This window comes from Streptomyces sp. 3N207 (assembly GCF_052246355.1).
In the GTDB taxonomy this organism is placed as follows: domain Bacteria; phylum Actinomycetota; class Actinomycetes; order Streptomycetales; family Streptomycetaceae; genus Streptomyces.
This window is the reverse complement of the sequence record NZ_JBQQBV010000043.1, coordinates 16,334-31,883: the sequence shown is the minus strand read 5'-3', so window position 1 is coordinate 31,883 and position 15,550 is coordinate 16,334. Positions and strand designations below refer to the sequence as shown.

Sequence of the window (15,550 nt, the reverse complement as noted above, 5' to 3'; positions counted from 1 at the left end):
CTTTCTTCAGCCTGCTGCAGAAGAACGTCCTCGACCGCCGGACCTGGGCCACCCGTGAAGAACTGCGGACCGCGATCGTGTCCTGGATCGAGAGGACCTACCACCGGCGCCGCAGACAAGCCGCACTTGGCCGGCTCACACCCGTCGAATTCGAGACGGTCATGACCACACCGGCCCTCCAAGCCGCATGACCGAACCTGTCACCCGAACCTGCATCAGACCCAGCTGACTCGACCGGCTGCTGACGGCAACCTCCATCAAGCAGCCCAGCAAGCATCCCAGCAAGTTCTGTCCCATTACCGATACATCACGAGAAAGGGTCGTGGCATGCCCAGCGACCGTCTTATGCGCATTCACAGCGCCGAGTTCCAGGCAATGGCCGAAAGAGTGCTGAGGGCCACCGAGCTCACCTCACGCCTGAACGTCCTGCCTTTCGACGACGAAGCCGGGAAGGCGGAGCTCTTTGAACAAATCCTGGGCAAGCCCCTGCCGGCCAGAGTCACGATCCATCCGCCCTTCTACACGGACCACGGCCTCAGCCTCCACCTGGCCGAGGGCGTGTTCATAAACCAGAACTGCACGTTCCTGGACTACGCCGGAATCCGCCTCGCCGAGCGCGTGATGGTGGGCCCGAAGGCCGCGTTCATCACCGGCGGCCATCCGGTCGACCCGGAGGAACGGCGGCTGTACCTCACCGGCGCGCCCATCGACGTGGCGGAGAACGTGTGGATCGGCGCCGGCGCCACGATCCTGCCCGGCGTCAGCATCGGCCGTGACTCCGTGGTCGCCGCCGGCGCGGTCGTGGCCGACGACGTTCCCCCGGCAAGCCTGGTGACCGGCACCAAGGCAGCCGTGCACCGACGGTGGTGACGCCGGCCGACTTCGGCGCGCCGCGCTGGGCGAACAGTGCGCAGCCGTAAAGGCACGCGGGGTGGGGCGCCTGCCGTGAGGTGGCGCCCCGCCCCGCGTTTCTACTGTTCGGCACGTGGGGTCAGGCCGGTCACTTCACCGACCCCGCCATGACCCCCTGGACGAAGTGCCGCTGGAAAGCGAAGAAGACCGCCACCGGCACGATCAGGGACAAGAATGCCCCGGGGGCCAGCACGCCGATGTTGCTGCCGAACTGCCGCATCTCCGACTGCAGGGCCACCGTCAGCGGCTGCGCCTGGCCGTCGGCGAAGATCAAGGACACCAGCATGTCGTTCCACACCCACAGGAACTGGAAGATCGCAAGGGACGCGATCGCCGGCCGCCCCAGCGGAAGCACCAGCCGGAGGAAGATCCGCCATTCGCTGCCGCCGTCCATCCGGGCGGCCTCCAGCATCTCGCGGGGGATCTCCGCGAAGTAGTTCCGCAGCAGGAAGACGGCGAACGGCAGCCCGTACGCGACGTGGAAGAGGACCACTCCGGGAATCGTGCCGAAGAGACCGACCGCGCCGAACATCTTGGCCACCGGCAGCAGGCCGACCTGGACCGGAACCACGAGCATGCCCACCACGATCAGGAAGATCCAGTCGCGGCCGGGGAACTCCAGCCAGGCGAAGGCATATCCGGCCAGGGCCGCGATCACGACGACGGCCACCGTGGCGGGCACCGAGATCAGTACCGTGTTCCAGAAGGCGTCCACCATGCCCGAGTTGTCCAGCAGCGCTGCGTAGCTGTCGAAGGACAGGCTCCCTGGGTTGGTGAGCCCCTTCCACCAGCCGCTCGCCGCGTTGTCCTCGTCGGGCCGCAGCGAGCCGATGAACAGCCCGAAGGCGGGGGTGAGCCACAGCAGTCCGACGACCACGAGGCCGAGCTGCACCACGCTGCGGCTCAGCTGCCGCAGCAGCCAGGTGACGCGTCGCGGCCCCCCGTTCTTGGGGGAGGCCGTGCTGGGAAGGGCGGTCATGACTGGCTCCTGCGGAAGCGTCGGATGTTGAAGATCATGGCCGGGACCACCAGGAGCAGCAGCAGGACTCCGAGCGCGCTGCCCAGGCCCTGGTTGTTGCCCCCGCCGAAGGACACCAGCCACATCTGCAGCGCCAGGACGTTGGCGTCCTGCTGGACAGGGCCGGGCGCGATGACGAAGACGAGGTCGAAGACCTTCATCACATTGATCACCTGGGTCACGAAGACCACCCCGAGGACCGGGGCCAGCAGCGGGACGGTGATCCTGCGGAAGATCTGCCACTCGTTCGCGCCGTCGATCTTGGCCGCTTCGATCACGTCCCGTGGCATGGCCGAGAGCCCGGCGCCGATCAGCACCAGCGCGAAGCCGGTCCAGATCCACAGGTAGGCGCCGATGATCGCCGGAGTGATGAGCGCGGGCCCGAGCCACTCCACGCCCCCGTACGGCTCGGCGAAGTTCTTCGCGGGCAGGCGCAAGGAGTAGTCACCGGCCGGCAACTTGCCGAAGCTGTACGAGCCGTCGGCCGCGGTGGTCGCCTCGGCCACGGCTTTTCCGTGCGAGTCGACCGCCTCCACCACGAGCTTCGGCAGACCCTTCTCCTTGGGGTCGACCTGTCCCGGCTTTCCGCCCCCGCCGAGGGTGAAGTCCACCCAGGCCACACCGCGCAACTCGGAGCCGCCCGGTTTGGCGGCCGCCGCGTCATGGGCGGGCTCGGCGTCCTTGGGCAGGTCCTTGGGCGGGACGCCGACCAGGCCGAGGTTGACCGTGTTACCGGGGGAGGTCTTGTCCTTGGTCGTGTACGAGCCGTCCGAACCCTTGGCCAGCGCGGTGCTGTCCTTGGGGCGCGCCGTCGGGTAGCCGGCGCTCTCGTCGAAGGCGTTGTGCACCCCGACGGCGACCGCGTTCAGCACCCCCCGGTCGGGGTCCTGCTCGTAGACGACGCGGAAGATGATGCCCGCGGCGAGAAAGGAGATCGCCATCGGCATGAACAACACCAGCTTGAACGCCGTGGCCCAGCGGATCTTCTCGGTCAGGACGGCAAGGATGAGCCCGAGACCGGTCAGCAGCAGCGGCGCGACCACGACCCAGATGGTGGTGTTGCGGATCGCCTTCAGCGTCGCCGGGTCGCGGAACATCTCCGCGTAGTTCTCCACACCGACAAAGCGCGTGCCCGAGGCGTCGAAGAGGCTGCGCCCGACCGTGAAGAGGATCGGGTACGCGACCAGCGCGCCGAGCAGCAGCAGTGCGGGGAGCAGGAAGAGCAGGGCTATCAGGCGCCGGCGGCGTGCGGCCCGACGGCGCGGGCTGTTCCGGAGGTCGCCGGCGCCCGGCCCCGCCCCGCCCGGCTGAGGTGCCGGGCGGGCAGGGGCCTGCACAGTAGTGGCTGGCATCGGGTACGTTCCTCAGTCCTTGTACGCCTTGGCCGCGGCGGCCTCGAGCTTTCGGGCCGTGGCCTTGGGGTCGGACGGGTCGCGCAGGAAGTCCTGCAGGAGCTTCCACTCGCCGGCGCCCTGAGTGCCGCCGAAGGCGGCCGGGGCCTGGTCGGACATGTCGAACCGGACGGAATTCCCGGCATCGATCAGCGACTTGGCGGTCTTGCGGGTGACGTCGTCCTGGTACGCCTTGGGGTCGACGCTCTTGTTGGGGGAGAGGAAGCCCCCGGCGCCGGCCCAGACCTCGGCCGCTTCCGGCGTCGCCAGGAACTCGACCAGCTTCATCCCCGCCTTGCGGTTCTTTCCGGCCTTGAGGACGGTGGCTGCGTCACCGCCGCCGACCACCGGGTTCTTCCCGTCCCCGACGGCGGGGAAGGGGAAGAACTTCGCGTCCACACCGACCTTCTTCTTCAGGTCGCCGGAGATGGTGGCGCCCACGAAGTCGCCCTCATAGACCATTCCGGCCTTGGGGTCGTTGCCGAAGACCTGCTCGACGGACTCGGGGAAGGTGGTGCGCAGCGCGCCCTTGCCGCCGCCGGAGATCAGCTTCTTGTCCTTGAAGAGCTCGGAGAGTGTGGTCAGGGCCTTGACCACGCTCGGGTCGGTCCAGGGAATCTTGTGGGCGGCGAGCTTGTCGTAGTTCTCGGGTCCGGCCTGGGAGAGGTAGATGTTCTCGAACCAGTCGGTGAGGGTCCAGCCGTCCTCGCCCGCGACCGAGAAGGCGGGCAGCCCGGAGTCGGAGACCGTCTTGCCCGCCTTCAGCATCTCGTCCCACTTCTGCGGGGGCTTGACCCCGGCCTGGGAGAGGGCGTCCGGGCTGTACCAGACGGTCGACTTGTTGGACGCCTTGAAGTACAGGCCGTAGTACGTGCCCTTGACGGTGCCGTAGTGCTGCCACACCGGCGCGAAGTTGCTCTTGGCCTCCGCCTGGACCTTGGAGGACAGCGGCTGCAGCCACCCCTTGGCGGTGAACTGCTTGAGCACACCGGGCTGCGGCACCATCACCACGTCGGGCGCGTTGCCGCCCTCGATCTTGCTGCCGACGACGGTGGAGACGTTGTCGCCGGTGGAGATGAACTTGGTGGTGGCACCGGTCTTCTCGGAGAAGGCGTCCAGTACCTTCTTGAAGTTCTTCTGCTCGACGCCGGTCCAGACCCCGGCGACCGTGACTGTCTGGCCCTTGAGCTCCTGGGAGCCGGAGCTCGCGGTGCCGTCGCTGCTGCCGCAGGCGGTCGCCGTGAGGGAGAGGCCGAGGGCCAGCGCGGTGGTGGCCGTCGCTGTCCGGTGTCTGATGCGGGTGCGGCTCATGGTGTGTTTCCCTTCGGGGAGTTGGCGGAGTGGATGGGCAGATCGCTGATCCACCAGGCGGCGGTGGAGCCGGGAAGGACGCCTGGCGGGGAGTCCCGACTGGCGAGCAGCGGGGTACCGGCGACCGGCGCCGGCACCGGGTCGAGGCCGAAGTTGACGGCGCAGACCAGACCGTCGCCGCGGACGAACGCAAGGACCTGGGGCGGGGTCTCCAGCCAGCGCAGATCTCCCTCGCCCAGCTGCGGCAGACTGCGCCGCAGCTGCAGCCCGTCGCGGTAGAGGTGCCAGAAGGAGCGGGTGTCGGCCAGCGCCCGCTCGGTGGCGTGCTCGGCGAACCACTCCGGCTGCGGCAGCCACGGCCGGGCCGTGCTGTCGGCGGCGGTGAAGCCGAACGGAGAGGCGTGACCTGACCACGGCAGCGGCACCCGGCAGCCGTCCCGGATGCGACTGCGGCTGCCGGTCCTGCGGAAGATCGGGTCGGTGAGCACCTCGTCGGGCAGGTCGACCACCTCGGGCAGACCCAGCTCCTCGCCCTGGTAGATGTACGCGGCACCGGGCAGCGCCAGCATCAGCAGCGCCGCGGCCCGCGCGCGGTCGGGACCCACGCTGGTGCTCTCCCCGGCGTACCGGGTGACCGTCCTGACCTGGTCGTGGTTGTTGAGCACCCAGGTGACGGTGGAGCCGGTGCCCGCGATGTCGGTGAGCGCCTCGGAGATGGCCTTCCGGAAGGCGTCCACGTCCCACTCGGCGCTGAGCAGGTCGAAGAAGAACGCCTGGTGCAGCTCGTCCGCGCGTACGTACTCGGCGTGCTCGCGGGCGGTCGGCACGGACACCTCGCCGACCAGCAGCCGGTCGACGCCGTCGCGCGCGGCGTACTCGTCGCACACCGCCCGCCAGTCCCGCCACACCTGGTGCACCTCGGGCTGGTTCCAGGCCAGCGGGTTGACCGAGTCCCGGGCGCGCTCGTCGGCCTCCGGGTCGGGGGAGTCGGGGAGTGCCCGGTGCTTGAAGAGCCCCGCCGCGACATCGATACGGAAGCCGTCGACGCCGCGGTCGAGCCAGAAACGCAGCACGTCGGTGAACTCGCGGCCGACCGCCGGGTCGCGCCAGTTGAGGTCGGGCTGGTCGGGGGTGAACAGGTGGAGGTACCACTGGCCGGGCGTGCCGTCCGGCTCGGTGACCCGGGACCAGGCGGGGCCGCCGAACATGGCCCGCCAGTTGTTGGGCGGCAGTTCGCCCTCCGGCCCACGCCCGTCGGCGAAGTGGAACCGGGAGCGGGCCGGGCCGCCGGGCCGGTCAGCCAGCGCGGCGCGGAACCATCGGTGCCGGCTGGAGCAGTGGTTCGGGACGATGTCGATGACGACCTTCACACCGAGCCGGTGGGCGTCCGCCACCAGGAGGTCGAACTCCCGCAGGTCGCCGAAGAGCGGGTCCACGTCGCAGTAGTCGGCGACGTCGTAGCCGTGGTCGTGGTGCGGCGAGGGATAGAAGGGGCTGAGCCAGATCCCGTCCACACCCAGCTTCTTGAGGTAGGGGAGTCCGGCGCGGACCCCGGCCAGGTCGCCGACGCCGTCCCCGGTGCTGTCGAGGAAGCTGCGGACGTAGACCTGGTAGATCACCGCATCGCGCCACCATCGCCGGGTGGTGGTGGCCGTGGCTATGTGCATGCGTGGAGCCTGTTCTCGTGGATGGCGCGTTTTGCATGCATGTTATGTAGCGATGAAGAACGGATGTCAATGGATCGACGCAAGATCAGCTGACGGCTGCGGCTAATTGTTCCGATTTAAGGAGGAATCTCGCGGCTGCAAGCGGTGATGGGCGGCGGCAGACTGACTGAGCAGTACTTAACAAGTAGGTACTCAGGGGGCGGGTGGCGCGAGATGGCCCAGGTGCGTGCGGGTACCCTCAGCCGCGGCGGACGATCGCCTGAAGCTCCTGCGCCAGCCGGGCCACCGCCCGCTTCGGCGTCACTCGCTGCGCCATCGCGTCGTGCACGACGGCCTGCACGGCCAGATTCACCTGCTCGTACCGCGGACTCTTGGGTCGCGGCTTGGCCGCGAGCACGCTCTCCCGGAGTGTGGGCAGATACGGATAACGGCGCACCATCGCCGGATCGGTGTAGATATCGGACCACACCGGCGGCAGCGCCCCCTCGGTGAGCACCCGCCGCTGGACCCGTTCGCTGGTCAGATAGGCGAGCAGGTCCGCAGCCGACTCCTTGTGCCTGGACTTCGCGTTGACAGCGAGGTTCGAGCCGCCCAGCACTCCGGCGGCCGGCCCGTCGGGCCCGGGCAGCGGTACCACCCCGAACTTCCCCGCGACCTTCGAGCCGCTCCCGCTCGCCGTCCCGTGCACATACGGCCAGTTGCGCAGAAAGAGCAGCTTCCCGTCCCCGAAGGCGCGGCGGGACTCCTCCTCCTTGTAGGTGAGGGCCTCCTCCGGGATCCAGCCCTCCCGCACGCCCCGGGCCAGAAAGCCGATGCCCTTCCGTGCCGCGGAGGAGTCCACAGTCACCCGCGCACCCTCGTCCGCGAGGACGGAACCGCCCGCGGACTGCACCGCCTCCACCGCGTTGACCGTGAGCCCCTCATACGGAAGGAACTGTCCCGCGTAGCCGTCCAGTCCGTACTTCGGAGCCACCGTCTTGGCGAGCCGCTCCAGCTCGGCCCAGGTGCGCGGCGGCGACTCGCCCTCCCGGTCCAGCACGTCCTTGCGGTAGTACAGCAGCCCCGCGTTGGTGACGTACGGCAGCGCGTGCAGCCGGCCGCCGAAGGTGGCGGTGTCCACCACGGGCGACAGGAAGCGCTTGATGGGGAAGCGGTCGGCCTCAAGCGGCGCGATCCAGCCGGCGGCGGCGAACTCGGAGGTCCAGGCGACGTCGATGTTCAGCACGTCGTAGCGGTCGCTCCCGGACCGCAGGCTGCTCTCCAACTGGGCGCGGACCTCGTCCGCGCCTTCCGGCAGCTCGACCAGGGTGACCTTTTCGGCCGGGCGCTCGCGGTTCCAGTCGTCCAGGACTCCGCGCAGATAGCCGGTCAGGTCCCCGCCCGTCACCAGGGTCAGCGGGCCGCGGCCCTCCCCGGAGCCGGAACGGGAGGCGTCGACCGCCACGTCCCCGGCCTGGGCACCCGTCCCGGTGTAGCCGACGAGGATGAGCACCGCGGCCAGGAACCCTCTACCCGCGGCCCGCGTCCACCGCATAGGTTCCTCCCGGGCACTACTGGCGCCGGCCTGTCCCCGCCGGCGTCCGCGCCCCTGTATACCTGTTAGGCATGCGCGATACTAGATGCCGCGAACATATGCGGGAGCGATCCGGCTCACAGCCAGGGGGCGGACAGCTGACGAGAAGGTAACGGCGACCAGGGAGGAGGGCGTGCGTGCGTCTGCCCCTACTGGCGCTGCTCGCCAGGGGCCCGGCCCACGGATACGAACTCAAGCAGGCTCTTGAGAAGCTCCTGGGCGCCGCGTACCCTCAGCCCAACATCGGGCAGGTCTACGTCACCCTCGGCAGGCTCGAGAAGGCCGGACTCATCGAAGGCAAGGACATCGCACAGTCGAGTCGGCCGAACAAGCGCACCTACCAGCTCACGGAGGCCGGCCGGGAAGCGGTGGCCGCGTGGTTCGACGAACCGACCGACGAACCCCGGGTGCGGGACGAGTTCTTCATGAAGCTCGCCGTCGCCCCCGGCACCGGGATGGCCGACCAGGTCGCCCTCATCAACAAGCAGCGTCGTCACTACCTCAACGCCATGCGTGATCTGTCCAGGCTGGCCGCGGCCGAGGAACGGGACAACCGGGTCGCACAGCTGCTCATCGAGGGGGCGATGCTGCACCTTCAGGCAGATCTCGACTGGCTCGAGCGCTGTCAGGAGGAGCTGGAACAGCTGGAGGAGCTGGAATGAGCCGCGAGCACCGCGAGGTGCGTGCCGCCGACGGCGACGGCATACCGGCCGACGCCGACACCCCTGTCGTCGTGGCCGAGGCCGTGGTCAAAATGCACCGCACCGAGGCCGGTACCCCCGTCAAGGCGGTACGAGGTGTGGATCTTCGCATCGAGCGCGGCGAGTTCGTCGCGATCACCGGCCCCTCCGGAGCCGGCAAGTCCACCCTGCTGCACCTGCTGGGCGGGCTGCACACGCCGGACAGCGGCCGCATCTGGCTGGAGGGTGAGCGGGTCGACACGTACAGCGAAGCGCGCTGGGCCGTGCTGCGCCGCCGCCGCATCGGCATCGTCTTCCAGTTCTTCAACCTCATTTCCCATCTGACCGTGGCCGACAACGTCGAGCTGCCCGCGCTGCTCGCCGGGAGCACTCCGCGCCAGGCCCGTGACAGGCGCGCGGAACTGCTGGCCGATCTCGGCCTGGAGGGCAAGGAGAACAGCACCCCGGGTGAGCTCTCGGGCGGTGAGCAGCAGCGCGTCGCGCTCGCCCGCGCGCTGGTCAACCGCTCCAGCCTGCTGCTGGCCGACGAGCCGGCCGGCAGCCTGGACAGCAAGGGCACCCGCGAGGTGCTGAAACTGCTGTCCCGCTACCACGCGCGCGGCCAGACCATCGTGCTGGTCACCCACGACGCGCGGGTGGCCAGCGCAGCGGACCGGGTGATCAGTCTCTTCGACGGCCGCATCGTCGACGACGCTGCGCTGGGCGGCGGCGGAGCCCCGTCGCGCCGTCCCGAAGGCGGCGTGTCCGGCACGCTCGAGCTGAAGGGCTGACGCAGTGCGGGCCATGGGCCGCTGGATGCGGGCCGATCTGCGGGCGCACTGGGGCGAGGCGCTGTTCCTGGTGCTCGCCACGGCGGGGATCATCGTTTCGCTGCTGCTGTCGGGCGCCTTCCTCGCGTACGGGGCGAGCCCCTGGCAGCGGGTGTTCACCGAGTCCAACGGTGCCCATGTATGGATCCAGACCACGGCCGAGGCCGACGCCGGGGCATTGGCCGGACTCGACGGGGTCGAATCCGCCTCCCGCCCCTTCAGCACCGCGTCCGCCAGCGTGGAACTCGACGGCACCAGGGCGAGGATCCAGCTCCGCGGTGCGGGCCCGACGCCCCCGAAGGTGGCCCGGCCCCTCGTGACCGAGGGCCGCTGGCTGACGGACGACGACACCGCGGCCGGTGCTGCCGCTGGGAAGGCGCGGGCCTCCGCCGCCACTTCCGGCGAGCACCGGGCGGGCGCGAAAGCCTCCGACGGCGTCGTCCTGGAGAGTTCGCTCGCGCGGGCGCTGTGGGCCGAGCCGGGCGACGTGCTGCACGTCGCCGGCTCCGACGGTAGCGTCCACGACCTCCGCGTCACCGGCGTCGCGGAGACAGCCGAGGAGCGGTACAGCCCGGGCCGCACCCCCGGCGTCGGCTGGGTGCTGCCGAAGGCTCTGCAACGTGTCGCGCCGGAGTCCGCCCAGCTCGAGCAGATCATCGGGCTGCGGCTCGACGACCCGGAGGACACCGACTTCGCGGTCCAGCGCGCTGTCACCGAGCTCGGCGACGACCAGGTCGTCACCGTCTCCACCTGGCAGCAGGCGCGGCACGACGCCGAGGGCGGCGGCCGGCTGCTCGGGCTGCTCCTCGGCCTCTTCGGCCTCAGCGCGCTGCTCGCTGCCTCGCTCGCCGTGGCCGGAGCCATCAGCACCCGGATCCGGGGCCACCTGCGGGACATCGCGATCCTCAAGGCCATCGGCTTCACCCCCGGCCAGCTCATCCGCACCTTCCTCCTCGAACACGCGGCGCTCGGCTTGCTCGGCGTAGCCTGCGGCGCGGTGCTCGCCGAGACCCTCGGTCCGCGGATGCCCGGTCGGCTCGGCGAGGCGATGGGCCTGTGGCAGGCGCTCCCGGCCCACGCCTGGGTTCCGCTGGCGATCCCGCTCGGTGCGCTGCTCCTGATCACCGGCACGACCGCGCTGGCCGCCTGGCGGGTCGGCCGCGTATCGCCGGTGCCGGTCGCCCGCCCGGCGACCCCCGCCGTGCGCCGGATGCCCGGCACGGTACGGCGCGCCCTCGGGCTGCGGCTGCCGCCCGCGCTCGCACTCGGCTGGAGGGGAGCCTTCCACTCCCGTGCGCGGTCCTTCGCCGCGGTCGCGCGGCTGGCCGTGCCGCTACTGCTGATCACCGTCGTCCTCGGCGCGTGGACCACCCTCGACCGTCTGGAGCACAATCCGGAGAAGGCGGGCATCCCCGCCGCGCTCACCGTGCGCGGCGACGGGCTGGACGACGACGCCGTACAACGGATGCTCACCGGCCGGCCGGAGGTCTCCGCTGCCTACCCGGGCGCCGAGGCCAAGGCGCTGGTGCCCGGCCAGACGAGCACGATCACGCTCCGCGGCCTCGGCAAGGACCGGGACCCCTACCCCCTCACCATCCCCGAGGGACGCGCCCCCCACCGGTCCCACGAGGCGGTCGCCGGGCAGGGACTGCTCGATCTGCTGCATGTGAAGGTCGGCGACTGGGTGCGGGTGACGGTCGGCGGCGACCCGCAGGTGCTGCACATCGTCGGACGCAGCATCGAGCCCGAGGACGACGGCCGGGTGCTCTCGACCACCCTGGACACGCTGCGCGATGGCGGCGTCGCACCGCACCCCGGCTTCTACCACCTCGTCCTGGACGAGGACGCCGACCCCGCCGCCGGCGCCGGGCTCTCGTCGGCAGCCGGTGGGCGGCTGGACGTCAGGGAGATCCCCAACCCGGTGCACGAACTGTCCGCCGTACGCGGGGTGCTGGGCGGGCTGGTCACCGTGCTGGCACTGATCGGGCTCGCCGAGCTGTCGACGACGATCGCCGCCGGGGTACGGGACCGCCGCCGGGACCTGCTGGCCCTCAAGGCCATCGGACTGACTCCGCGGCAGATCATCGCCGTGATCGTGGCCGGGACCGGCTTCACCGCACTGGCCGCAGCGCTGGTCGGAACTCCGGTCGGCGTCCTCGTGTCGCGGTGGCTGATAGACCTGCAGGGCCGCTCCAGCGGCATCGGCGCCGGAATCGCCCAACAGCCCCCGCTCACTGCGCTGTTCGTCCTGGTCGCCGCCGTGGTGCTGGGCGCGGTCGCCGTCTCCTTGCTCCCGGCCTCCCGCGCCGTACGGCAGCGACTCGCGGACACCCTCGGCGACTCGCTCTGACCGGCCCGGGGCTCAGGCGCTGTGAAAGGGGTGCCCCGCCCCGGTAGTTGACCATCTGGGAGGCCACCCGGCAGGGCGTGGTCACCGGCTGGAGGGGCGACCAGGTCGGCGACGGTGCCCTGGTGTCGGCAGAGACGCCTCGACATGGGCGCTCATCCGGGTTCGACGCCGCCCTCCCGTGAACTACGCGGCCGGCGAACGGTCCCGCCTCCCGGCGGACCTCATCCCACAGTGGTGACCATGCTGAATCGCGTAGCCATCCTGTCCGACATCCATGGAGTCCTGCCCGCCCTGGAGGCCGTGCTCGCCGAACCAGACGTAAGCGCCGCCGATCGCATCGTGCTGACCGGCGACATCACCGCCGGTCCGCAGCCGACCCAGGTCCTCGACCTGCTGGCCGGTCTCGGCGACCGCGTCGTCTGGATCAGCGGCAACGCCGACCGGGAACTCCTCGAATACCGCCGCGGCCAACGTGACTCGATTCCCGATCCGATTGCTCCCTGGGCCGCCGCACAGCTACGGGAAGACCACCTCGACCTTCTCGACCGGCTGCCCCGATCGCTCTCGCTGCCAGTGCGCGGCCTGGGAAAGGTGCTGTTCTGCCATGCCACCCCTCGTGACGATGAAGAGGTCGTCCTGGTGGACTCACGCCTCGACCGCTGGCGAGAGGTCTTCAGCGAGCTCGACTCCGATGTCCGCACAGTGGTCTGCGGACATACCCATATGCCGTTCGTCCGCCTCGCCCACGGCAGACTCGTGATCAACCCCGGCAGCATCGGCATGCCCTATGGGCGGACGGGAGCCCACTGGGCGCTGCTGGGCCCCGGCGTCGAACTACGATCGACCGGCTTCGACGTGGAGGCCGCCATCACCCAGGTCACGCAGGACTCCTCCTACCCCGAAATCGCCGAGTGGGCCGACTACTTCCTTCACGCCAGGGCGACCGACGCAGACGCTCTCGAAGCCTTCGCGCCGCGGGACGGGCGCAGTGACGCACCGTGACATCGCGCACCCACCATCCTCTCGAACCACCGACCGAAGCCTGCGATCTGCCTCGCAGGCATGGACCAGCCCCAGCGTCCCTGCGGTCAATGCCCAGGGCTGTCCTGGCGCGCCTCCCGGAGACGGCGGTCACCAGGTGAACTGACCGCGGACTCTTCGGCGTTCGCGGCTTCCTCGGTTCAGGTCAAGGACGGGCCGCGCCGCCGCTCTCGGGCACGGGCTTGCCTGGCGGCGTGAAGGCGGCGAGCACGGTGGCCGTGATGTGGTCGGCGGCGCGGTCGGAGGCGAGACGGCCGGCTCGGATCTCCTCTGCCGCGCTGTGCATGACCGCGTGCAGGACATTGACCATCCATGCGACCGGCAGGTCCGTACGGAAGGTGCCCTCGGCGCGGCCGCGGGCGACCAGCGCCTCGACGCGGGCGGCGGGTCCGGCGTGCAGTTCGCGGATGCGTCCTGCGGAGAGTTCCCGTTGCGCCGCGGCGAGCAGCGCCCGCGCCTGGGCCACCAGGTGCCAGCCTGCCTCGATGTAGCGGGCCAGGGCGAGCAGCGGGTCACCGGTCAGGTCGACCGTGTCCAGGACTTCGTTGCCCCGGTCGATGGCGCGGCTCATCGCCGCGTCCACGACCTCCGCCCGGGAGGCGAAGTGCGCATAGAGCGTGACTAGTCACCGGGCTTCACCGCCGCACTCACCACGGTCACCGGGCCTGCGTCTCGATGTCGTCACAACAGGTGCCGGGCGCCGCTCACCACGGCTTCAGAGGCCGTGGTGAGCGGCAACCGGCACTGGTCAGCAGGCTCTGCGCGAGCTTGCGGAAGGGACGCTCAACATGGTGAGCGGTTGCCGAGAGGGCTGGGTGAACGGTGGCGTACCCCGGTCACTCGCCGTGCAGTTGCTGGCGGGCTTCCTTGACCGCGCGCTCCCACTGCTCGACCGGTTCTCCGGCTCGGTTGGCAAGCTCGACCGCCACGCCATGGCGCCACCCGCCGATCTCCACGAGGTAGTCGCGAGCGACCTCGATCCTCTCAAGAACGCGAGGGGAACACGTCCGGCGGTAGGCTCAGGCGTGCCAGCGGGCGCCCCCGACACACCGGTGTTGTCCCCGTCGCGATGCTTGTCGAAGTCGATCAGGTCACCACGGCGGAAGGCCGGGATCATCCGTCCGCTCGGCCTTTCACCTTTCCGGCCGACTTGGGGAAGTACCCGAATTTGTGCAGTAGGTGAGCGCGGATGATGGACGGGCCGGAGTAGTGGAACCGTGGAGTTGCGGTGTTGATGTCGATCAGGTCGTCGTCGGAGCCCTCGAAGAGTTGGGGATCGGTGGGGGTGACAGATGCCCGCTTGGCCGCTGCCCTCTGTTCGAGGAAGTCCTCGACGTCCTCCGGTCGCAGTACTGGACCCGGTCGAGGGTCGCGACGCCCGCGGGAGGATTGGTGTCAGCCTTGGCAGTGCGGAACCAGTACTTCACTATGTGGGCGCTGACGCCGGCGTGGTCGGCGATCCACGCCCGGTTGATCACGTGCCGACCGTCCACGACGCGCGTGTTCTCGTTGGTGGTCACAGGAACTCCCCAGGGGAGTGAGTGGCTGGTTCGGGCACCGGCGAATGTCGTTGTCCCACGCGTCTCCTACCTGCGCTGCTTCCCCGAACGGGCAGAGCACGCGGGGGAGGCCACCTACATGCTGGCCAACGGAGAGCGCCACCTCCGCGCAGCCCGCCAGGGCAACCTGGCCACGATCGAAGCGGTCATTAGCGAAGAGGTGGCCGTCGACCGCAAGACGTTCCTGGACGCCGTCGCCACCGAGAACCTCGACCGGAAGAACCTTGACCCCATCGAAGAGGCACTCACTGTCGAGACCGCGGTTGCGGGATTCGGCAGCGCCCGTGCCGTCGCAGATCACCGCGGCGAATACGAAGCCTGGGTCTCCCAATGCCGCTCCCTGCCACGTCTCTCCCCGCCATGCACCCCCTCTCGGTGGGCACCGTGCGAAGTCGGTCCCGTCCCGCCGTCCGCTGCGGGCCTGTCCGGTTGTGCGACTGGTTGCGTCACTGGTTGGGCGGCTGGTTTCGGGTTGCCCTGCCGCCGCGCGGTATCGCCGCAGACCAGATCCATGGGCAACCCCGGCCCGCGCCCCGACACCTCCTCCTGGAACGGGGAGGTTGAAGTCCTGCCCCCGTGGCCGGGATTTTGCCGCCGGAGCCCGGGGTTTGGATTCGGGCCGATATCCCCTGTCCGCTCAGCTCAGCCCTTGTTCCGCACTCTGTCTGTGCCCTGTCTGCCGGACAGGGGCGGGACGGGGGCAGCCGGGGGGGCGGGCGTCCTGCAGGTCTGGCTGCGGGTCGCAGAAGGTGTCGCATCACTGTCCGTGAGACGGCGGCGTCTGCCCAGCTCGGCCTCCGTGGTAAGCGCCAGACGGCAGCCCGACATCTCTCTGGAAGGCACCACAAGGGGCAGGGGCGGGTACGAGGGTGCGCGCCCGTCGAGCTGGTGGGGCCGGCCACGTTGCCGCGCTACCCCGGCCAGGTCGACGCGGCAACCGCGGGGGCATCCTGCGCGTCAGCCCTGACACCAAGCGTCTGGCTACGCGTCGGCCGGGACCAGGCTGCCGCGTAGCCAGACGCTGGTCGTGCCCCGCAGACGGGTAGGTGACGCGCACCAACCGGCCGATGACCAATAGACGACGCGTAGGCGACATGTACGCCCCGGCTCCGTGATTTTGTTCACGGACCAATACAGCGGTCTTTTCAGCACTCTGGGAGGCACCCGCCCGGCGGCAAGGTCGATGTTCACGAGAACGGACAGCACCCGTCGGCTGAC

Annotated in this window: 13 protein-coding genes; 6 read left to right on the top strand and 7 right to left on the bottom strand. The window is 70.0% G+C overall.

The features are described 5' to 3' along the window. Together ACTWP9_RS35835 and ACTWP9_RS35830 are read left to right on the top strand one after the other, a co-directional pair. On the top strand, nt 1-191 hold a 191-nt coding region (locus ACTWP9_RS35835), incomplete at its 5' end, for an IS3 family transposase (RefSeq protein WP_443250510.1). A 136-nt stretch (nt 192-327) separates the two neighbouring features. Beyond that, the gene (locus ACTWP9_RS35830; protein WP_443250509.1) at nt 328-870 is read left to right on the top strand and encodes a DapH/DapD/GlmU-related protein; all 543 of its coding nucleotides are present in this window, start codon (nt 328-330) and stop codon (nt 868-870) included. A 130-nt stretch (nt 871-1,000) separates the two neighbouring features. Here the strand turns inward: ACTWP9_RS35830 and ACTWP9_RS35825 are convergent, their stop codons facing one another. From ACTWP9_RS35825 to ACTWP9_RS35805, 5 genes are all read right to left on the bottom strand, one after another. Beyond that, nucleotides 1,001-1,891: a carbohydrate ABC transporter permease gene (locus ACTWP9_RS35825; protein WP_443250508.1), complete on the bottom strand. Its 891-nt coding sequence runs from the start codon at nt 1,889-1,891 to the stop codon at nt 1,001-1,003. Next, nucleotides 1,888-3,282, bottom strand: coding sequence for an ABC transporter permease subunit (locus ACTWP9_RS35820; RefSeq protein ID WP_443250507.1), 1,395 nt, complete (start codon nt 3,280-3,282; stop codon nt 1,888-1,890). Before ACTWP9_RS35820 ends, ACTWP9_RS35825 begins: the two co-directional genes overlap by 4 nt. 12 nt (nt 3,283-3,294) lie before the next feature. Then, nucleotides 3,295-4,632 carry an ABC transporter substrate-binding protein gene (locus ACTWP9_RS35815; RefSeq protein ID WP_443250506.1) on the bottom strand — a complete coding sequence of 446 codons (1,338 nt, stop codon included), beginning with the start codon at nt 4,630-4,632 and terminating at the stop codon, nt 3,295-3,297. After that, entirely contained in the window at nt 4,629-6,299 is a 1,671-nt protein-coding gene (locus tag ACTWP9_RS35810; RefSeq protein WP_443250505.1) for a glycoside hydrolase family 13 protein, read from the bottom strand. The genes ACTWP9_RS35815 and ACTWP9_RS35810 overlap by 4 nt, the downstream gene beginning before the upstream one ends. Nucleotides 6,300-6,537: 238 nt before the next feature. Beyond that, a complete protein-coding gene (locus ACTWP9_RS35805; protein ID WP_443250504.1) occupies nt 6,538-7,833 on the bottom strand; it encodes an ABC transporter substrate-binding protein in 1,296 nt (431 codons plus the stop codon). Between the two features lie 176 nt (nt 7,834-8,009). Here ACTWP9_RS35805 and ACTWP9_RS35800 point away from each other — a divergent pair, with 176 nt between their 5' ends. The 4 genes from ACTWP9_RS35800 (at nt 8,010) to ACTWP9_RS35785 (ending at nt 12,734) form a co-directional block, all read left to right on the top strand. Beyond that, complete coding sequence (locus tag ACTWP9_RS35800) at nt 8,010-8,534, top strand: PadR family transcriptional regulator (RefSeq protein ID WP_443250503.1); 525 nt, start codon at nt 8,010-8,012, stop codon at nt 8,532-8,534. Continuing rightward, entirely contained in the window at nt 8,531-9,343 is an 813-nt protein-coding gene (locus ACTWP9_RS35795) for an ABC transporter ATP-binding protein (RefSeq protein WP_443250502.1), read from the top strand. The genes ACTWP9_RS35800 and ACTWP9_RS35795 overlap by 4 nt, the downstream gene beginning before the upstream one ends. A 13-nt stretch (nt 9,344-9,356) precedes the next feature. After that, a complete protein-coding gene (locus tag ACTWP9_RS35790) occupies nt 9,357-11,732 on the top strand; it encodes an FtsX-like permease family protein (protein ID WP_443250501.1) in 2,376 nt (791 codons plus the stop codon). 240 nt (nt 11,733-11,972) lie between these two features. After that, nucleotides 11,973-12,734: a metallophosphoesterase family protein gene (locus ACTWP9_RS35785; RefSeq protein ID WP_443250500.1), complete on the top strand. Its 762-nt coding sequence runs from the start codon at nt 11,973-11,975 to the stop codon at nt 12,732-12,734. A gap of 184 nt (nt 12,735-12,918) precedes the next feature. On the opposite strand, the gene ACTWP9_RS35780 is transcribed toward ACTWP9_RS35785, so the two are convergent. Both ACTWP9_RS35780 and ACTWP9_RS35775 read right to left on the bottom strand, forming a co-directional pair. Continuing rightward, nucleotides 12,919-13,344 (bottom strand): hypothetical protein, encoded by a 426-nt coding sequence (locus ACTWP9_RS35780; RefSeq protein ID WP_443250499.1) that lies wholly within the window; start codon nt 13,342-13,344, stop codon nt 12,919-12,921. Between the two features lie 670 nt (nt 13,345-14,014). After that, entirely contained in the window at nt 14,015-14,293 is a 279-nt protein-coding gene (locus ACTWP9_RS35775) for a hypothetical protein (RefSeq protein ID WP_443250498.1), read from the bottom strand. Between the last annotated feature and the right edge of the window lie 1,257 nt (nt 14,294-15,550).

Bases quoted from the DNA above. Each gene is read 5' to 3' on its own strand.
- ACTWP9_RS35830 (WP_443250509.1), top strand. From the start codon at position 328: ATGCCCAGCGACCGTCTTATGCGCATTCACAGCGCCGAGTTCCAGGCA.
- ACTWP9_RS35825 (WP_443250508.1), bottom strand. From the start codon at position 1,891: ATGACCGCCCTTCCCAGCACGGCCTCCCCCAAGAACGGGGGGCCGCGA.
- ACTWP9_RS35820 (WP_443250507.1), bottom strand. From the start codon at position 3,282: ATGCCAGCCACTACTGTGCAGGCCCCTGCCCGCCCGGCACCTCAGCCG.
- ACTWP9_RS35815 (WP_443250506.1), bottom strand. From the start codon at position 4,632: ATGAGCCGCACCCGCATCAGACACCGGACAGCGACGGCCACCACCGCG.
- ACTWP9_RS35810 (WP_443250505.1), bottom strand. From the start codon at position 6,299: ATGCACATAGCCACGGCCACCACCACCCGGCGATGGTGGCGCGATGCG.
- ACTWP9_RS35805 (WP_443250504.1), bottom strand. From the start codon at position 7,833: ATGCGGTGGACGCGGGCCGCGGGTAGAGGGTTCCTGGCCGCGGTGCTC.
- ACTWP9_RS35795 (WP_443250502.1), top strand. From the start codon at position 8,531: ATGAGCCGCGAGCACCGCGAGGTGCGTGCCGCCGACGGCGACGGCATA.
- ACTWP9_RS35790 (WP_443250501.1), top strand. From the start codon at position 9,357: ATGGGCCGCTGGATGCGGGCCGATCTGCGGGCGCACTGGGGCGAGGCG.
- ACTWP9_RS35785 (WP_443250500.1), top strand. From the start codon at position 11,973: ATGCTGAATCGCGTAGCCATCCTGTCCGACATCCATGGAGTCCTGCCC.
- ACTWP9_RS35780 (WP_443250499.1), bottom strand. From the start codon at position 13,344: ATGAGCCGCGCCATCGACCGGGGCAACGAAGTCCTGGACACGGTCGAC.